The following is a 17,616-nucleotide window of genomic DNA, read 5'->3' on the forward strand; positions in this document are numbered from 1 at the left end:
TGAGTTTTTCTTGTGCAGAAGCAACAGATTCCTGTTATTCCATCACGTTATTATTTACGGCTGATTGAAATTTTAATCAACACGCATCAATACGATAATGAGTTGTTGTTGACATTGCAGCAAGAACTGGCAAAAACAGAATTATTATCGATTCAACAAATTGAACAATTCATTGAGATTGGTTTGAGTCTGCCCAATACCCAAGACTTGGCCTTTGAACTGGGTAAAAATATAAAACTCAGCTCACATAGTCTAGTGGGCTATGCGCTAATGACCAGTCCTAATTTGGAACATGCACTTAGGCTGATTGCCCAATATTTTAGACTGATTATGCCGAGTTTTAAGCTAAGTATTGGATTTCCGACCAATCAGCAAAAGGTTGAACTATTATTCGAACCGATTTTGCAGATGAATAAGCAATGTTTGGCCTTTCATATTGAAGCGATTGCCGTGGCGTTTTACTACAGCCTGTTAGAATTGGCAGGTCAGCAATTACAACGCTACCAAGTATATTTGAGTGTTCCAGAGCCGAGCTATCAAGAACGTTACGTATCCTTAGTGAAAGCCAATTTCCACTTTAACTATACGTGGCTTTCAGGTATCCGCGTGGTAATTGATCAGCAACAATTGGCACTGCCGTTGCCTTTAGCTGACGCGCATAGTTTAAAAATAGTTGAGCAACGCTGTCAGGAACAAATCCAGAAAATCTATCATCAAGGTGAAATTGTTGAATGGGTCAGCATGATGCTACGACAAGCCAACCAAGTCCCAACTCTTATGGAATGTGCCAAAGTATTAAACATTTCTACCAAAACCCTACAACGCTATTTGCAGCAACAAGGTGTTGAGTTTCAAGCTTTAAAGCAACAGATCAGCACTGAGCGTGCCATTGATTTATTAGAGAATTCTGCCTTTACCATTACCCATATTGCCTATGAGCTAGGGTATTCCAATCCTGCCAATTTCACCCGTGCATTTAATAAAGTAAAGGGCTGTAGTCCGCAAGCTTATCGGCAAGAATATCTAAAGAAAGTGAACCTACTTCAGAACCACCATACATAAACCAGCGCCTACCGGCAAAATACTGCTCATAAAGTTTTGATCATTTTTAATCAGTTCCAGAAATGATTTTACTTCGGCAGCATGTGAAATGACGTTATCAATAATGAGTACACCACCTTTTGGCTTGATCAGACGTTTTAAATCTGGCCAATAATTCTCGTAAGCATGACGCTCAGCATCTAACAAAATAAAATCAAACGTTTCCTGCGCTTCTTTTAAATAATCAGCTGCATCGCCTACCCAAAATTGAACGATTTCACTAAGCTCTAACTCAGCAACATGGCGTTTCGCCTCAGCACTTCGCTTTGCATCAATTTCAACTGTAGTCACCTGTCCACCAGTTGCCTGAGCAGCTTCAGCTAGCCATAAAGTTGAGTAACCCGTTGACGTACCGATTTCTAAAATAGCCTTGGCTTGCTGCATGCGAATAAATTGCGACAGTAGTTTTGCAGACTCAGCCTCAATATTGCGATAACGCAGCAAGCGATCTGCCTGCTGGGCATCATGCCGTTTAAAGGTGTCATATAAATCTGCAACTCTTTGTAAGAAAAAAGTATTTGGCATCTATTCACCCTTTAAACTCGTTATTTTATATGACAGCCATTTAAGTTAAGTGCTTTGAATTAACTTAAACCGCGGTACGATACTTCCATCAGCCACTTGAACCGTTTCAGTAAACATATCTAGTGGACGCACCCAAGTTGAATAGTCACCATAAAGACACTGATAAACGACTAGCTCCTCTTCAGTCTCACTGTGTTTTGCCACAGAAAAAACTTGATAGAGATTACCTTTATAATGCTGATAAATGCCGCGTTGCAATGACATGAAAGTACCTTTTAATGTTATGACATAAAATCTTTACAGCCATATAACATATATAAATTTTTAAATACTTTCACTTTAAAAGATAAAAAAGAGTAATAAAGGACACTTAAAGACTAATTACTGCTTTAAATTATTGATATTGTTTATGAGTACCACACTACATTCAAAAAACCGATCAAATATATAAAAACATACTGTTTCACCTATTTTATGTTTTCACGTACTATGCATCTATTGAAAGAATTTGGATGCATTGGAGTAAAAACAGATGTTAGATCAAAACATTAAAACTCAATTAAAAGCTTACCTAGAACGTTTAGAAAGTCCAATCGAATTAGTTGCTGCTTTGGATGAATCAGATAAAGCTGCTCAAATTAAAGAACTAGTTACCGAAATTGCTGAGCTTTCTGACAAAGTAACTGCACGTTTTGATGGCAACAATACACGTCGTCCAAGCTTTGGTGTGGCTAAAGCAGGTGAACAACCTCGTGTGTTCTTTGCTGGCTTACCGATGGGCCATGAGTTTACATCTTTGATCTTGGCACTGTTACAGGTGTCTGGCTATGCTCCTAAAGTGTCTGATGAAGTGTTGAACCAGATTAAAGGTTTAAACCTCAAAGCTGACTTTGATGTGTTTGTATCACTAAGCTGTCATAACTGTCCGGACGTGGTACAGGCGCTTAACCTGATTGCGATTTATAACCCGAACACAACGGCAACCATGATTGATGGTTCATTCTTCCAAGACGAAGTTGAACAACGCAAAATCATGGCGGTTCCAATGGTGTTCCAAGACAATGAGCACATTGGTCAAGGTCGTATGACACTTGAAGAAATCGTAGCAAAACTCGACACCAACTCAGCTGAAAAAGATGCAGCAGCGCTTAATGCCAAAGATGCGTTTGATGTGTTAGTGATTGGTGGTGGACCTGCAGGTGCAACAGCTGCCATCTATGCAGCACGTAAAGGCATTAACACAGGTATCGTGGCTGAACGTTTTGGTGGTCAGGTCATGGATACCATGGACATTGAAAACTTCACGTCTGTACAAAAAACTCAAGGTCCTAAGTTTGCTGCCGAAATGGAAGCACATGTTCGTGAATATGATGTTGATATCATGAACCTGCAACGTGTGAGCAAAATCACGGGGGCAAACCAAACTGCAAATGGTCTGGTTGAAGTTGAACTCGAAAATGGTGCAAAGCTTGAATCGAAAACAGTAATCCTTTCAACAGGTGCACGTTGGAGAGAAATGAATGTACCGGGTGAGCAAGAATACCGTACCCGTGGTGTCGCGTACTGCCCACACTGTGATGGTCCGTTATTCAAAGGCAAACGTGTTGCCGTGATTGGTGGTGGTAATTCAGGTGTAGAAGCTGCAATTGACCTTGCGGGAATTGTTGAGCATGTCACTTTGGTTGAGTTCGACACTAAACTTCGTGCAGACCAAGTCTTGCAAAACAAATTGCATAGCTTGCCAAACACCACTGTGATTATGAATGCCTTAAGTACAGAAGTGTTAGGTGACGGATCACAAGTGACAGGTCTTAAATATAAAGACCGTGCCACTGATGAAGAGCATGTGGTAGAGCTTGCAGGGATCTTTGTCCAGATTGGTTTATTGCCAAACACTGACTTCTTGAAAGACAGTGAGCTTGAGTTAACCAATCGTGGCGAGATCATTGTGAATGACCGCAACGAAACCAATGTGAAAGGTGTATTTGCTGCGGGTGACTGTACTACAGTTCCGTACAAACAAATCATTATTGCCACCGGCGAAGGCGCTAAAGCATCACTCTCTGCGTTTGATTACATCATCCGTTCTGGGCAATAAAAACAGGTCAAACCATTATTATTTAACTCAAGCCTAGCATTACAAAATGCTAGGCTTCTTTAATATTAGAGTTACAACTCTTTAACAATTTTCGATCTTTATTAATCAGTTAGTTTATGTTTATATTTTAGACATCCATAATTTTGGATGCCATAAATTAGAAGGAAAAACACAATGAATAAATTACTTGTTGCTTTAGGTCTTGCTGCGACCGTTGCTCTTGTTGGATGTAATAAAGATAAAGCTCCAGAAACAGGTGCGACAACGGGTGAACACTTAGAAAATGCAGCTCAACAAGCAAGTGCAGATATCAAATCTGCTGGTGACAAAGCTGCAGACGATATTGCTACTGCAACTGATAATGCTACTGCAAAAATCGACGCTGCAACTGACCATGCTGCTGATGCAACCGCTGAAGCTGCTGCAAAAACTGAAGCGACTGCTCGTAAGGCAACTGCTGATACAGCTCAAGCTGTTGAAAATACCGCTGCTGAAGTAAAAAAAGATGCTCAAAACTAATTGTCTTTAACAAAAAAAGCCCCTATTTATTAGGGGCTTTTTTTGCTTTTAAAATCTTTTATGAAATTAGACCTTCATCACGCATCGCAATTTGTACAGATTGACGCTCTGCTACTTTATTACGTAGTGCAATAATATGTTTATATGGTGTTAAATCATGCTCAATTGAGTTTGACCAATTTGTTAAAACAAATAGATAAGCATCTGCTGGGCCAAAATTATCATTTACCAAATAATCATAATCAGATTCAGCCAAATAATTATCGATATATTTTAAAAGACGATCAATTTCTGCATAAGCTTTGGTTTTTTCATCAGTTGTTAAAGGCACCCCAAAGAAAACTGCATAAGCATCATGTAATTCAGAGTTCAAATACCCCAACCACTCCAATACTTTCGCACGGCCCATCCCAGATGGCGGAATTAAATCCTGCTTAGGGTCATGCTGAGCAAGAAACGGTAAAATCGCAACGTTTTCAGTTAACATTAAACCTGGGTTAATTTCTAAAGCGGGTACATATCCTTTTGGATTAATCTCGTAATAATCTGCACCTTTTTCTGTTTTATGAGTTTTTAAATTTACCCGTTCTAAGTCAAAATCAACATTAATTTCATTTAAAATAATATGTGCAGCTAAAGAACATGCGCCTGGCGAATAATATAATTTCATATCTGATCCTTGTTATCTCATATTAACGTTTTAAATTGCTTCTAGAAAACCTGCAAGGTTTGCACAATTCTTTAATTGTAAAAAAGCGTAAACTTATAAAATACTTACACCATCTAATATTCTTGAAAAAGTCATTCCTTGCAAGTTGTCTTGCGTGACGATTGTTTAAAATATGATAAAACACATTTGCGTCACGCAATTTTTCCATTAATTACGCTTAAAAAGCTGGCTAAGCCAGTTCATTAATTCAGATAAGAAATCAAAAATACCATTTTTCTTATCATCATCAGGATGGCTTGAGTCTTTTCCATTTAAATCTAGATCGACAATTACAGGGTCGTGGTCCGAAGAACGATAAGCATCTTCACCATAGAACAATGCCTTTTGCTCATCGGTTTTATATTCTTCGTTGTAGTCTAAAAGCGTTGGTTCATCTGCATTAATATGCCATGCAAAGGTTCTCACTACTTTTGGATATAAAGCTGCATCAGCAATTGCATGGTCTAGGTTACCTGCTCCACCATTACCGTTGGCATCACTCGCAACACCAAAAACATAACTATATGCCTGAGTGCCCTGACCTACCTTAATGTCATTAAGTAAAACTTTATAGTTCGCTTTTTCAAACGACAAAATAGGTTCTTCTTTTGCATAACTGTTCATATCCCCTACAAGTAAAGCATTTTGCTTAGGCACTTGAGTTGGATTTTTCGCTAACCACTGCACAATTTGATCAACTGCTTTCACACGAGTTGGATTCCAGCAGCCTTGACCATCTTTTTGGTCCGCATCAGTAGAGCTAGCATCAACCCCGCTACAGCTTTTTGATTTAAGATGGTTTGGAATAACAGTAAAAGTCTTATTACCTCGAACTGCTTGGAAACTTTGCGCCAATGTTGTTCGATTCTTGTCGCCCAAATCAAGCACAACAGGCTTATTTAAAGGCTTAACACGCTTACTGTTATAAATAATAGCCACAGCAATTGCATCACCACCTAAACGGTCTAGATTTTCAGGAACGACGTATTTCCAATCGCTACCTAAAGCTTTGGTCAAATTAGCAATAGCACTGTCTGGGCCATAACCATTGTTGGCAATTTCCATCAAACCGTATACATCGGCATCAATCGCTTTGAGTGCACTCACAATTTTACGATGCTGTTTATCAAACTCAGCTTGTGTCGTCGCACCACGCTCTGTCGGAAAACCTGTTGCGCCATTGTCATAGTTCAAAACATTAAATGAAGCTACACGAATGTGATTAGCATTTTTGGTAAGGACACTTTGACGTGGGTTTGGTTGAGTAAGAACCTCAGGTTGATTGCGCCCAAGCACAGGTTGAACACGCCAACCATTAAAACGGTATTCTAAAATACCTTCAGCATTTTTAAGTTGATAACCCGAACGTAGCGTATTGGCAGCACTAAAATTGCTTGGTAACCATGGCGTACGGTTTTGGTTGTTATAACCATCATCAAAAATAATTTTCGATAATAAGTTTTTCTGAGCTAGAGCTTTGGCTTCAGGAGATAACGCTGGATATAAATTGGTTGGAATATATAAACGGCCTAAACTCAGCGACAACTCACCATAACGACCGTAATTATAGTTCTCACTCACCGTTAAAGTCTGAGGTAGTTTAACCAACATACCTTGATAACGCTGCGGTGAATTAATTGAGCCACCCGTTAAACTAGCAAACGGAAGTTCGAGGCTAATCGGCTGAGCCTGATTTGCCATATTGCTATTACAGGTTTGAATATCTTGTTGTAATTGATCTATTTGTAGCTGATTTTGATAAGACGTTAAACGACCACGTAAAATAACTTCATCGCCAACTTGTCCACCTTTTACCGCACTACTATTTGGAATATAAACAAAAATAGCATTACTGACATTTGCACGTGCTTTTGTATCTGGCGTTTGAACATAAAAACCAGAGAAACCATTGGCATAACGATAGTCAGCTGTAATCACACCACGCACAGTATAAGTCTGGTCTTGAGTTGCTGCCGCCAAGTCTGCAATTGGTGTATCTGAACTTGAACAACTAACTGTTTCAACAGGAGGCTGAGTTGTAGAACCCGATAAATTTGAAAAATCATTTCGGTTTGTCCAAGCCGACCATGAATGGTCCAAATCAAATGCTGCAGTTGCATCAACACTTAAAGCTGGGTTTTCTGTTTCAATACGCTTAAAACTATTTCCCAAGCTTGAAATTGCCGTCCCCCATCCCGCTGCTGGGCGTTCACCAATACGACCAAAACGATCTACAGGTGTACCTTTATAAACAAGTATGACTGCATCATCACCATTAAAAGATAGTGCAGCGACCTGATTAACTTTACTTCCAAGCTCAGTTTGCAACTCTGAACGGCCCACTAAAAACTTCTGCTTACTCGCCAATGACCCTTGTAAACGAAAAGCCACTGTCTTTGCTGTTCCACCATTATTAAATTGTTGAATCTCATAATCAGCTAAATTAACTGTAGCGCCATCTGGATTATAAATTTCCAAACCTTTTTTATTGCTGCTGCCATCAACATATTGGCTAAACATGAGCTGTGCCTGAGCAACTGAGCTATATGAAAATGCACCTAATGCACTTAAAAAGACCGAAAGTGTTCTTAATTGAAAAGTTTTCATGAGTAAAAGTGTTCATATGAGTTTTAATTAGTCTCTTAGAGTAAATATTGATCATGACATCTACATGAAGAAAAACACCGAAACATTTGACTTGATCACCTGAAGACTTAAAATACCGCATTTGAATTTCAATATTGCCAAGGTTATGTCGATCGATCAGTTAGAAACGCAAATTGCAGACTTAGACAATTTGCCTGAACACCGTGAAATTGTGACGTTTATGCGTCGTTCAGCACCACTTAATACGTCTCAACGCACGGCATTAGAACAACATCGCGATTTAATTTTGGAATATCCTGTTGGCGACTTACGTCAACACTTCGAACATCCAGAGCGCCCTTTAACTGTTGAAATCGGTTTTGGTATGGGTCGTTCGTTAGTTCTTATGGCAAAAGCGAACCCTGAACGCAACTATGTGGGTATTGAAGTCCATGTACCTGGTATTGCTCAGTGTCTTTATGAAGCTGGTATAGCAGAAGTTAAAAACTTACGTGTACTTGATGCAGATGCAATTCAGGTTTTACGTGAAATGCCAGACAACAGCATTAACTGCGTACAACTTTACTTCCCAGATCCTTGGCAAAAGAAACGTCATTTTAAACGTCGTTTTGTTGCTCATGAGCGTATGCCATTGGTTGAACAAAAGCTTGAGCTTGGAGGTACATTCCATGCTGCAACAGATTGGGAACCGTATGCAGAATGGATGCTAGATGTATTAGACAACCGTCCAGATCTTGAAAACTTGGCAGGTAAAGGCAATAGCTACCCTCGTCCAGATTGGCGCCCAGTGACTAAGTTTGAACGCCGTGGCATTGAGTCTGGTCATAAAATTAATGACTTTATCTTTAAAAAGATTAAGTAACTAATAAAAAAGGCTTAGAACAAAATCTAAGCCTTTTATTTTAAAACCAATCCGTTTAATAAGCGGGATTAAACATCAGCTAAACTTAAAGAGTTAAATGAAAAAACCTTTGAATTATTAGGTATATAAATATAATAGTAACCACCATTTTAACTAGACAGAAAACAACAATGAAGCTTTTCGCATTTCTAATTTGTATAATTGTATCAAGTAGCTGCTTTGCCTCAACTCAAGAAGACTTTGAACTTAAATATTACAAATTAATGGAGCGATACATCCAAACACAATCGAACAGAAATCAAGTGATTTCCACAGAGGAAAAAACTGAGCAAGAAGATCTAGTTAGGTCTAATAAACTCAAAGCTCTAGATTGTAAAGGATGGAAAGAAAATATTGAACTTTATGACTTTATCTTAAGTAGATTTAAAGAATATGAAGCAGCCTCAGAAGAGATTCGAACAATGGGATATACTAAAGAGAGCCTGCAAGAGGATTCTGAATGGTTGCGTGAGCAATTAGACCAACCAGAGAACCAATGTAGATAAACCAAAATTTAAAAAACCGCCGAGATGCGGTTTTTTATTGCCTGCTAAAAGCAGATGCAGACAGGGTAACGAGCGAATATTCATTTTGTTTTCACGTAACAACATTCCCCTCTTGAGGTATATTGAATCTTCCTTTATTCACATATCTCCCTAAAACAAAAAGCTCACAAGCAGTATAGTTTTCTTTAAATATCACTTTAGTTAATCTCTAGACTTATTAATATTCATAAATCATGTTAAAAATATAGAAATGAACACTTCACTAACTAATTACTTAAACTCACGAAAGTCAGAAAATAATATGCTAAAAATCTTAGGGCGCGATAACTCAATTAATGTTCGTAAAGTCTTGTGGCTCTGCGAAGAATTAAATCTTGAATATGAAAGAGAAGATTGGGGAAGAGGCGTTCTTTCAACACAATCTCCTGAATTTCTACAATTAAACCCCAATGGACAAATTCCTGTTGTTTTAGATGGTGATTTAGTACTTTGGCAGTCCAATAGTATTATCCGTTATCTAGCAAATGCTTATGACAAAGAGCATCTGCTTTACCCTACACAAGCGAAAGAAAGATTTTTTGTAGACCAGTGGCTTGATTGGCAAGCGATAGAGCTGAATAACAGCTGGACTTATACCATTATGTCTCTGCTTAGACATTCACCAGATCATCAAGACCCAAACTTATTACAACAAGGTATTGATAAGTGGAATCGTCATATGCAAATGCTTGATCAACAACTTGCAAAAACTCAAGCCTATGTTGCAGGTTCACAATTTAGCTTAGCCGATATTCCAATTGGTCTGTCTGTACAACGCTGGAAGGCCACTCCTTTTGACCATCCAACGCTTAACCATGTTGACCAATATTTTGAACGTTTAAATCAACGTGCAGGCTTTTTAAAATGGGGAAATAACGGCGAACCTTAATTTTTAAATAAGCTTTAGTCCGAGTGATGGCGTTGTAAGATGCCATCACTTAAAAGTTGATAAGCCTCTTTTAAATCATCTCGATTTGCTTGAGCTAATAGATTTTGATGCATTGCCAAAATGTTCTGATCACCTCGCATTGCAGGCCCTGTTTGCATTTGCATTGGATCATTTTCAGTGGCTTTCTTGGCTGTTTCTATCATTAAAGGGTAAAGCAAACTAAAGTCGACTTGCTCTGCATCCACTATCTGCTTTGCCATATCAAAACAGTAGTTACTAAAGTTACAAGCAAACACAGCCGCTAAATGTAAAGTTAATCGCTGTTTCGAGGTATATTGATATACTCGACTGCTTAGGCTATTTGCTAAATCAGAAAGTAGTTTCTGGTCGACATCTGCTAACGCTTCAACAAACAATGGTGTTGCAGACCAGTCAACATCTCTTTCAAAGCTAAATGTTTGTAATGGATAAAACACCCCGGCTTTATCATGCACATGACTGATGACTTCAATATCTGTACTACCCGAGGTGTGAACCATAAGAGTTTCAGGAAATAATTCATGAACCTGTTTTACAAGCTCTGCAATTGCACTATCTGAAACTGCTAGAATGATGAGATCGGTCGATTGAAATTGCTGTAAAGACTGACATGCTTTTGCTTGAATTTTCTCTGCAAATTTTTGGGTTTTATCAAAATCACGTGCATAGACTTGTACGATGTTATGACCTTGAGCCAATAAAGCCTGTGCCAAATGAAAGGCAACTCGTCCACTTCCTATCAAACTGATTTTCATATTAACCCAACAATATTTATCTCTATGAAAAAAGCTTCTCAAAATGAGAAGCTTTTTTCAAATCAAAATGAATAAAATCAATAATTTTTCATAAATTATTTCATTATTGAGCTACTGAAAATTCGATACGGCGGTTTTTGAAACGTCCTTCATCAGTTGTATTTTCAGCAACTGGTTGATCAGAACCATGACCTTGTGCAACTAATTTAGATGCGTCTACACCTTTAGATGTTAAATAATCTACTACGGCTTGTGCACGGCGTTGAGACAAAGCTTTATTTGAAGCTGCATTACCAGTTGAGTCAGTATGACCGCCAACATTTAATTTCACTCCAGAAACTTTATTTAAAAGTGTTACAGCTTGATCAAGAATAGCTTTGTTATCCGCAGGGATGTCACTTGAACCACTCGCAAAATTAATAATTTGCAAGTTAAGGGCTTTCACCAAAGCATTTACATCGACGTTGTTCGGATCAATTGCTGTTAGAGCAGTTTGTGATGCACTCAAGCTATTGCTCACAGATTGTTCAGCTGTTACTGGTGCTGCGGCTACAACCTCAGTATGTGGCACCAATGCTTTTACTTTTGCAGTTAAAGCTTCTAATGCTGCTGCATCACCCGCTTTCAAAGTAATTTTATCACCCACCCATTCTAAAGATGCATTTGGCACACCTTTTAATGCACCTAATACACCAGCAAGTGCATCTTTGTCTGTAAATGAAGCCGCATAAGTTTGGCTTGTATCCACATTACAATCTTGAGTTGTCGAAAAAACCTTTTTAACGTTTGTTTGTAGCGTTGCCAAGAAGCCTTGGTCGCCAATCCCAGCCTGACACTGACTCACTGCCCCTTTATCATCTGTACTTAAAGTTAAACTAGCTGGTGCAGCGGCAGCTTCAACACCACTTGCAGCCGATGATTCTGATGCTGGTACAGCTTCTTTATGCTGGCAAGAACGCCATAACCAAGCAATTAAAAGACCTAGAATAATTAATGCAATAATAGGTAATAACCCACGAGATTTACCCATTTTTTCGCTGGCTGCCGCTAATGGTGGAGCTGTTGAAGTTGAATGTGTAACCGAAGATAAGCCTGCACCAACACCTAAAGGTGCTAATAGACCCACTGCCCATGCAGGTAAATATGAACGAATTGTTTCTGCATGCTGGCGCAAGTAATTCACAATGCTTTGCTGGTCATTTCCAGCAACATCTGAAATTGCAGTAAGACTCGGTTTAATTGCACTGTTGAGTGTGCTTTCAATTTCATTATTTGGTGCTGTACCGCTTAAATGAGTAAGCACGGTATTCTTGATTTGATCATTATGAGAAAAAAGATCGGATAACGATGGAGCCAGACTATTTTTCAATTGTCCGATAAGATCAGGTTTAGCAGCTAATAATGAAAGTAAAATTGGATAAAACTTAGATAAAGCATTTGATTTTTCGCCTAGGTATCCATCCTGTTCATCTAATAATATTGAAGATACTTTTTCTTTAAGCAATTCTATAGGGTTTATCGACATTGGTTATTCTCCCGAATTTATACGTCGTAACCAGCAACTTTTGATTATTCAAATAGTTCTTCTTTGCTGATAGTTTTTTATTCTAATCTGCCTAGAATCTTTTATTGTTTTTTATATAATTTATATACAATTTTCCATCTAGTATTTACAAAACAGGTAGATCTTATTGATCTACCTGTTTATATTTTAAATTTACTTTAACTAAGTACTTTATCAGTTAGCAAAAGTTTGCAGCACTTTACCCGTTAGGTTTTGACCCAGTAATGGGGTATTTTTCCCTTGCGATAAAATTGTGTCTTTGCTTACTGTCCAGCTTAAAGCAGGATCTACCAATACCCATCCAGCTTCATTTTCCCAACGCGCGGTCATATTCGCAACCTGCGCTGGCACGCTGGTTACTTTAGCAACCCATTCTAGAGGTTCAAATAAACCTTCATTAATGAGTTGAATCCCTAACGATACATAGGTATCAAAAGCTGTAATGCCCGGCTGAGTTTCAGCAAATGGCGCCATTTTTGCCGAACTGCTTAAAGGCTCATGGTGCGTACAAATTGCATCAATTACGCCTTCTTTTAAGCCTTGACGTAAAATTTCTTTATCTTGCTCAGAACGCAATGGTGGGCGAACGTGTGCAAGTGAATTGAAACCGTCTGTTAAGTGTTCAGTTAAATGTAACTGATGCATTGCAACATCAGCAGTCACAGGTAAGCCTTTTGCTTTTGCAGCACGGATTAATTCAACCGATGCACCACAAGACAACAAACCAAAGTGAGCTTTTACGCCAGTTGCTTCAATCATAAGCAAATATTTTGCAATTGCTACAGTTTCAGCAAGTGCCGGAATCATCGGCAAACCTTGGCGAGAAGCAATAAAGCCTTCGTGTGTACATCCATCTTTAGCAATCTGTGGTTCTTCGGCATAGAACACAACCGTTAAGCCAAGACCTGCTGCATATTCTAAGGTACGAATAACCACATCATCATTTTCAAAAGCGGCGTTGGCATTTGAAACAGCAGTACAACCGCCCTTTTTCAGACCTGCCATATTTGCAGGTTGTTTACCATTTAAGCCTTGAGTTTGAGCACCAATAATATGCATGTGAATGCCACCATCAAGCCATGCCTTCTCAATCAAGCCATGAATGAGGGCACCGTTGTCTTGTACAATCGGCTTTGAGTCTGGTGGAGTAATGACATGCAAAATGCCATTAGCACGTGCCGCCTTCCCTTCAGATTTAAGTGTCCCGTGTTGCTGTTGACCAGGCTCACGTAAACGCGCGCACAAATCAACCATGGTTGGCATTAACCATTTGCCTTGACCATCGATGGTTTGTTCAACTTGCTCTACTGGAGCAACCAGCTTGCCATTTTGAATATATACAGTTTGTACGTTGTCTGTTTTCTGGATTGGGTCTAACACACGTACATTTTCAATTTTTACAATACTCATGTGATCCATTCCTTACAACGTAATCGCTTCAATTAAGCCTTGCTCTTGGAGTTGGCCTTGCATTGACAACGCCAACACAGCCATACGAACTGCAATACCGTTGGTTACTTGTTTCAGAATAACCGACTGGTCTCCATCCGCCACACTTGAATCAATTTCTACACCACGATTCATTGGCCCCGGATGCATTACAATACAGTCCGGTTTAGCTAAACCAAGACGCTCTTTGTTTAGGCCATACATTCTGTAAAATTCAGACTGTGAAGATAATGCTGGAGAATCAATACGCTCATTTTGAATACGTAGAGCAATAATCACATCACAATCTGCGATCCCTGCATCCATGTTATTAAACAAGCGGACATGCTCGCCATATTCTGAAAAGCCCACTGGTAATAATGTATTCGGTGCAATCACACGAATATCTTTACATCCTAGTGTTTGTAATGCTGCAACATCCGAACGTGCTACACGAGAGTGTTTAATATCACCAATAATGGCAACGCTCAACTCTTCAAACGGTTTTTTTGTTTCACGGCGAATGGTAAGCATATCGAGCATCGCTTGCGTTGGATGGGCATGACGTCCATCTCCAGCATTAATAATCGCGACCTTTGGACACACATCTTTGGCAATGAAATGTGCAGCACCCGAAGATGAATGGCGTACAACAAAAATATCGGCAGCCATTGCTTCAAGGTTCCAGAGCGTATCTCGTAGCGTTTCACCTTTTGATGTACTTGAACGTGCAATATCAATATTCAGTACATTTGCAGACAAACGTTTTGCTGCTGCTTCAAAAGTAGTGCGAGTACGGGTGGAATTTTCAAAGAAAAGATTCATAACCGTCAATCCCTCTAAGAGCGGACGGTTAATTAAATTATTATTATCATCTAAAAAGCTTTGTGCGGTATCTAAAATCTTAGTGAGGTTTTCTTTTGAAAGTCCCTCAATCGTTAAAAAATGTTTTAAATTTCCGTCTTGATTGAGCTGAACCTGGCTCGGTTGATGCAACGCTGCAATATGCATAATGGATTCCTATGGGTCGAATCGCGAAAACGTGCATAGTGTAGCTGAATTCCGCTCTTTTCGCAGAAGAACTTTACAGAATAAGGCCCTAAATTGACCAGAAAATTTAGGACCGTGATCTGGACTATCTCAATGCACCTATATAATGGTGTGGAACCTGTGCCCGATAAATGTCTTCGGCGGTGATTTCTGAATCTTCATCGACTTTAACATCAGCAAGTTTTTCTTTTTGAGAAGGCTCCGGTATTGCATCAACCAACGATCTTAATCGCTCAACGCATCGTTTTAATTCGTCATCTTCTGTTTCTAACGCTACCGTAATTACATATTTTGCATAATCTTTATTTTGAATCACGTACATTGCATCTATTACCCGCCCAGTCACCCTACGCATACGTACATATATTTGTGTAGCCACAGAGAAAGCATCTGCATTAGTGATAAAACTATTCCCGATCATGTCTTTCATTTATAACGTCCCCATCCATTAAAATTATAAAAATGGTTAAAAACCGACTATGTCTGTTAAATAAATAACCATCAATAATATTGGTCTAGCAAAATACATACCAATTTCAAGGTATTACTCATTAAAAATCAGTTTATTGGTTGCTAAATGATAGGTTGCAATAATTTAAAAACCTTTAGACATCAAAATACGTTAAACTTTGCATCGTTAATATTTATATGTTTTGGTCAATCGAGTTTATGAATACCTCTTTACGTTTAAACCACTATTGGATTACTTGTGCTGATGGTTTAGAACCCCTCTTACAAGAAGAAATAGAACAACTTGGCACCAAAGTGACAGAACGTAAAGCAGGACGTTTAATCATTGAAGGGACGCTTGAACAAGCTTACCGCATTTGTATGTGGTCACGTCTCGCTTCTCGTGTTTTACTTCCTATTCATACTTATGAACTTGAATTTACGCATGATGCACGTGATGTAGCAGAAGAGCTCTATGAAGGCGCGATGAGCTTTGATTGGTCACTTATTTTTGCACCACAAAGTACTTTCGCAATCCGCTTACATGCCGAACGTGAAATCATGGTCAATTCGCAATTTGCTACTCTGCGTGTAAAAGATGGCGTTGTTGATTCCTTTATGGAAGCTGTAGGCCGCCGTCCTAGCATTGACACCAAACAACCAGAAATTACGATCTATGCTTTAGCAGGTAAAACTGAACATACCTACTGTCTAGATTTATCAGGTGATTCGCTCCATAAACGTGGCTATCGTCGTTTTATGACGGATGCACCAATTAAAGAAAATCTTGCTGCGGCAATTTTACAAAAAGCTCAGCTCAAACAGCGTAATCCAGAGATTGTGTTTGATCCAATGTGTGGTTCAGGCACATTTATCATTGAAGCATTGATGATTTTAACTGACCGTGCACCAGGACTTGTTCGTCGTTTTGGATTTAATGGCTGGCATGGTCATGACCGCGAACTTTGGCTTTCACTTAAAGCAGAAGCAGCAGAGCGTCACGAAAAGGCACTTGAATTACCTCTACCTAAATTTTATGCCTACGATGCAGACTGGGAAGCAATTAAAGCAACCCGTGAAAATATTATTGCGGCAGGCTTTGAAAATTTATTAGGTCAGATTCAGATCGAAGAGCGTACTTTAGCTGACTGGCCAGATTTTGCTGCTGAAGGTAAAACTGCATTTATTGTGACTAACCCACCTTATGGTGAACGTTTAGGTGAAAAAGCTTCAAACCGTTCTCTATATCTAGGTTTATCAGCGCTTTTACAAAAACATTTCCCAAATCAATATGCAGCAATTATTGCAGCTCAAATTGAACAATCCGATGTTTTAGCATTTGAAGCACCTGAAACTTTACGTTTAATGAATGGTAAGTTGCCAATTTATATTCGTTTCGGTGTAATCAAACCAGAAAAAGTGAGTCAACCATTTTTAGCGAATTGGCAAGCCCAACCTATTGAAATGGAAGAAGCACAAGACTTCGCTAACCGTTTGCAAAAAAATATGACAGCCTTGAAAAAATGGGCAACTAAAGAAAATATCTATTGCTTACGTTTGTATGATGCAGACTTACCTGACTTTAATGTTGCTGTTGACTTATATGGTGACCGTTTACACGTTCAGGAATACGCTCCACCAAAAACAATCGATCCAGAAAAAGCTAAAAAACGTTTTAATTTAGCGCTTGCTGCAATTCGTGCTGTTACTGGTTTAAACCGCGATGCCATCTTTATTAAGACACGTGCACGCCAAACTGGTACAACTCAATATACGAAACAAAGTACAGCTTCAAAACGTTTTATTGTGCAAGAAGGTAAAGCTAAAATTTTGGTTAACCTGACTGATTACCTAGATACAGGTTTATTCCTTGACCACCGTCAAATGCGTTTACGTATTGCTCAAGAAGCACGTGGTAAACACTTCTTGAACTTATATAGTTATACGTCTACTGCAAGCTTACATGCTGCACTTGGCGGCGCTGCAAGTACGACAAGTGTAGATTTATCTAACACTTACTTAAACTGGTCAAAAGAAAACTTCGTTTTAAATGGCTTAACTGTAGATCATGCAGATGAACAACACATGTTCTTTGCCAGTGACTGTTTTGAGTGGTTGAAAGAAGGTCATGAACAATACGACCTTATTTTTATTGACCCACCAACATTCTCAAACTCGAAAAAATTCTATGGTACATTCGATGTACAACGTGACCATATCTCACTCATTAAACGTGCAATGAACCGTTTGCACAGTGAAGGTACGCTCTACTTCTCGAATAACTATCGTGGTTTTGAGATGGACGAAGAAATTGAAGCTATTTTTCAGGTTGAAGAAATCACTTCTGAAACAATTGGCCTTGATTTTAAACGTAATCAAAAAATCCACCGAGCGTGGAAAATTCAGCACCCTGCTCTAGATCAATATTAATGAAAT

At 38.9% G+C, this 17,616-nt stretch carries 16 protein-coding genes; 7 read left to right on the forward strand and 9 right to left on the reverse strand.

Features of this window, described 5'->3' with window-relative positions; translation table 11 throughout:
* The first annotated feature begins 12 nt into the window (after nucleotides 1-12).
* Complete coding sequence (locus F936_RS13455) at nucleotides 13-1,062, forward strand: helix-turn-helix domain-containing protein (protein WP_005048094.1); 1,050 nt, start codon at nucleotides 13-15, stop codon at nucleotides 1,060-1,062.
* Here F936_RS13455 and F936_RS13460 read toward each other — a convergent pair.
* Together F936_RS13460 and F936_RS13465 are read right to left on the reverse strand one after the other, a co-directional pair.
* Complete coding sequence (locus F936_RS13460) at nucleotides 1,039-1,626, reverse strand: O-methyltransferase (protein ID WP_005048097.1); 588 nt, start codon at nucleotides 1,624-1,626, stop codon at nucleotides 1,039-1,041. The two genes, F936_RS13455 and F936_RS13460, sit on opposite strands and share 24 nt — an antisense overlap.
* A gap of 45 nt (nucleotides 1,627-1,671) precedes the next feature.
* Nucleotides 1,672-1,890, reverse strand: coding sequence for a DUF1653 domain-containing protein (locus tag F936_RS13465; protein WP_003652655.1), 219 nt, complete (start codon nucleotides 1,888-1,890; stop codon nucleotides 1,672-1,674).
* 268 nt (nucleotides 1,891-2,158) lie between these two features.
* On the opposite strand from F936_RS13465, the gene ahpF reads away from it, so the two are divergent.
* Together ahpF and F936_RS13475 are read left to right on the forward strand one after the other, a co-directional pair.
* On the forward strand, nucleotides 2,159-3,724 hold the full coding sequence (gene ahpF, locus F936_RS13470) for an alkyl hydroperoxide reductase subunit F (RefSeq protein ID WP_005048099.1): 1,566 nt from the start codon (nucleotides 2,159-2,161) through the stop codon (nucleotides 3,722-3,724).
* A 174-nt stretch (nucleotides 3,725-3,898) separates the two neighbouring features.
* Entirely contained in the window at nucleotides 3,899-4,243 is a 345-nt protein-coding gene (locus F936_RS13475) for a hypothetical protein (RefSeq protein ID WP_003652658.1), read from the forward strand.
* A 58-nt stretch (nucleotides 4,244-4,301) separates the two neighbouring features.
* Here the strand turns inward: F936_RS13475 and F936_RS13480 are convergent, their stop codons facing one another.
* Together F936_RS13480 and F936_RS13485 are read right to left on the reverse strand one after the other, a co-directional pair.
* Nucleotides 4,302-4,913, reverse strand: coding sequence for a glutathione binding-like protein (locus F936_RS13480; RefSeq protein ID WP_005048101.1), 612 nt, complete (start codon nucleotides 4,911-4,913; stop codon nucleotides 4,302-4,304).
* A 207-nt stretch (nucleotides 4,914-5,120) separates the two neighbouring features.
* Entirely contained in the window at nucleotides 5,121-7,559 is a 2,439-nt protein-coding gene (locus F936_RS13485; protein ID WP_005048102.1) for an ExeM/NucH family extracellular endonuclease, read from the reverse strand.
* A 145-nt stretch (nucleotides 7,560-7,704) separates the two neighbouring features.
* Between F936_RS13485 and trmB the strand changes: the two genes are divergently transcribed.
* The 3 genes from trmB to F936_RS13500 all read left to right on the forward strand — a co-directional run bounded on the left by trmB (nucleotide 7,705) and on the right by F936_RS13500 (nucleotide 9,894).
* Nucleotides 7,705-8,421, forward strand: a complete 717-nt coding sequence (gene trmB, locus F936_RS13490) for a tRNA (guanosine(46)-N7)-methyltransferase TrmB (protein ID WP_004642023.1) — start codon at nucleotides 7,705-7,707, stop codon at nucleotides 8,419-8,421.
* A 170-nt stretch (nucleotides 8,422-8,591) separates the two neighbouring features.
* The gene (locus F936_RS13495) at nucleotides 8,592-8,966 is read left to right on the forward strand and encodes a hypothetical protein (RefSeq protein ID WP_005048105.1); all 375 of its coding nucleotides are present in this window, start codon (nucleotides 8,592-8,594) and stop codon (nucleotides 8,964-8,966) included.
* Between the two features lie 301 nt (nucleotides 8,967-9,267).
* Nucleotides 9,268-9,894 (forward strand): glutathione S-transferase family protein, encoded by a 627-nt coding sequence (locus F936_RS13500; RefSeq protein WP_005048107.1) that lies wholly within the window; start codon nucleotides 9,268-9,270, stop codon nucleotides 9,892-9,894.
* 14 nt (nucleotides 9,895-9,908) lie between these two features.
* Here F936_RS13500 and F936_RS13505 read toward each other — a convergent pair whose 3' ends face one another.
* The 5 genes from F936_RS13505 to F936_RS13525 all read right to left on the reverse strand — a co-directional run bounded on the left by F936_RS13505 (nucleotide 9,909) and on the right by F936_RS13525 (nucleotide 15,160).
* The gene (locus tag F936_RS13505) at nucleotides 9,909-10,688 is read right to left on the reverse strand and encodes a Rossmann-like and DUF2520 domain-containing protein (RefSeq protein WP_005048109.1); all 780 of its coding nucleotides are present in this window, start codon (nucleotides 10,686-10,688) and stop codon (nucleotides 9,909-9,911) included.
* A 103-nt stretch (nucleotides 10,689-10,791) separates the two neighbouring features.
* The gene (locus F936_RS13510) at nucleotides 10,792-12,213 is read right to left on the reverse strand and encodes an OmpA family protein (RefSeq protein WP_005048112.1); all 1,422 of its coding nucleotides are present in this window, start codon (nucleotides 12,211-12,213) and stop codon (nucleotides 10,792-10,794) included.
* Between the two features lie 213 nt (nucleotides 12,214-12,426).
* A complete protein-coding gene (locus F936_RS13515; protein WP_005048114.1) occupies nucleotides 12,427-13,662 on the reverse strand; it encodes a dihydroorotase in 1,236 nt (411 codons plus the stop codon).
* Between the two features lie 12 nt (nucleotides 13,663-13,674).
* On the reverse strand, nucleotides 13,675-14,691 hold the full coding sequence (locus tag F936_RS13520) for an aspartate carbamoyltransferase catalytic subunit (protein WP_003652674.1): 1,017 nt from the start codon (nucleotides 14,689-14,691) through the stop codon (nucleotides 13,675-13,677).
* Nucleotides 14,692-14,815: 124 nt separating this feature from the next.
* The gene (locus F936_RS13525) at nucleotides 14,816-15,160 is read right to left on the reverse strand and encodes a hypothetical protein (protein WP_005048115.1); all 345 of its coding nucleotides are present in this window, start codon (nucleotides 15,158-15,160) and stop codon (nucleotides 14,816-14,818) included.
* 239 nt (nucleotides 15,161-15,399) lie between these two features.
* Between F936_RS13525 and rlmKL the strand changes: the two genes are divergently transcribed.
* Nucleotides 15,400-17,610, forward strand: a complete 2,211-nt coding sequence (gene rlmKL / locus F936_RS13530) for a bifunctional 23S rRNA (guanine(2069)-N(7))-methyltransferase RlmK/23S rRNA (guanine(2445)-N(2))-methyltransferase RlmL (RefSeq protein WP_005048117.1) — start codon at nucleotides 15,400-15,402, stop codon at nucleotides 17,608-17,610.
* Nucleotides 17,611-17,616: the final 6 nt, after the last annotated feature.

Source organism: Acinetobacter calcoaceticus DSM 30006 = CIP 81.8 (assembly GCF_000368965.1).
Taxonomy (GTDB): domain Bacteria; phylum Pseudomonadota; class Gammaproteobacteria; order Pseudomonadales; family Moraxellaceae; genus Acinetobacter; species Acinetobacter calcoaceticus.

Excerpts from the sequence above, each read along its gene's own strand:
- F936_RS13460 (WP_005048097.1), bottom strand. The coding sequence starts at position 1,626 with ATGCCAAATACTTTTTTCTTACAAAGAGTTGCAGATTTATATGACACC.
- F936_RS13465 (WP_003652655.1), bottom strand. The coding sequence starts at position 1,890 with ATGTCATTGCAACGCGGCATTTATCAGCATTATAAAGGTAATCTCTAT.
- ahpF (WP_005048099.1), top strand. The coding sequence starts at position 2,159 with ATGTTAGATCAAAACATTAAAACTCAATTAAAAGCTTACCTAGAACGT.
- F936_RS13475 (WP_003652658.1), top strand. The coding sequence starts at position 3,899 with ATGAATAAATTACTTGTTGCTTTAGGTCTTGCTGCGACCGTTGCTCTT.
- F936_RS13480 (WP_005048101.1), bottom strand. The coding sequence starts at position 4,913 with ATGAAATTATATTATTCGCCAGGCGCATGTTCTTTAGCTGCACATATT.
- F936_RS13485 (WP_005048102.1), bottom strand. The coding sequence starts at position 7,559 with ATGAAAACTTTTCAATTAAGAACACTTTCGGTCTTTTTAAGTGCATTA.
- trmB (WP_004642023.1), top strand. The coding sequence starts at position 7,705 with ATGTCGATCGATCAGTTAGAAACGCAAATTGCAGACTTAGACAATTTG.
- F936_RS13495 (WP_005048105.1), top strand. The coding sequence starts at position 8,592 with ATGAAGCTTTTCGCATTTCTAATTTGTATAATTGTATCAAGTAGCTGC.
- F936_RS13500 (WP_005048107.1), top strand. The coding sequence starts at position 9,268 with ATGCTAAAAATCTTAGGGCGCGATAACTCAATTAATGTTCGTAAAGTC.
- F936_RS13505 (WP_005048109.1), bottom strand. The coding sequence starts at position 10,688 with ATGAAAATCAGTTTGATAGGAAGTGGACGAGTTGCCTTTCATTTGGCA.
- F936_RS13510 (WP_005048112.1), bottom strand. The coding sequence starts at position 12,213 with ATGTCGATAAACCCTATAGAATTGCTTAAAGAAAAAGTATCTTCAATA.
- F936_RS13515 (WP_005048114.1), bottom strand. The coding sequence starts at position 13,662 with ATGAGTATTGTAAAAATTGAAAATGTACGTGTGTTAGACCCAATCCAG.
- F936_RS13520 (WP_003652674.1), bottom strand. The coding sequence starts at position 14,691 with ATGCATATTGCAGCGTTGCATCAACCGAGCCAGGTTCAGCTCAATCAA.
- F936_RS13525 (WP_005048115.1), bottom strand. The coding sequence starts at position 15,160 with ATGAAAGACATGATCGGGAATAGTTTTATCACTAATGCAGATGCTTTC.
- rlmKL (WP_005048117.1), top strand. The coding sequence starts at position 15,400 with ATGAATACCTCTTTACGTTTAAACCACTATTGGATTACTTGTGCTGAT.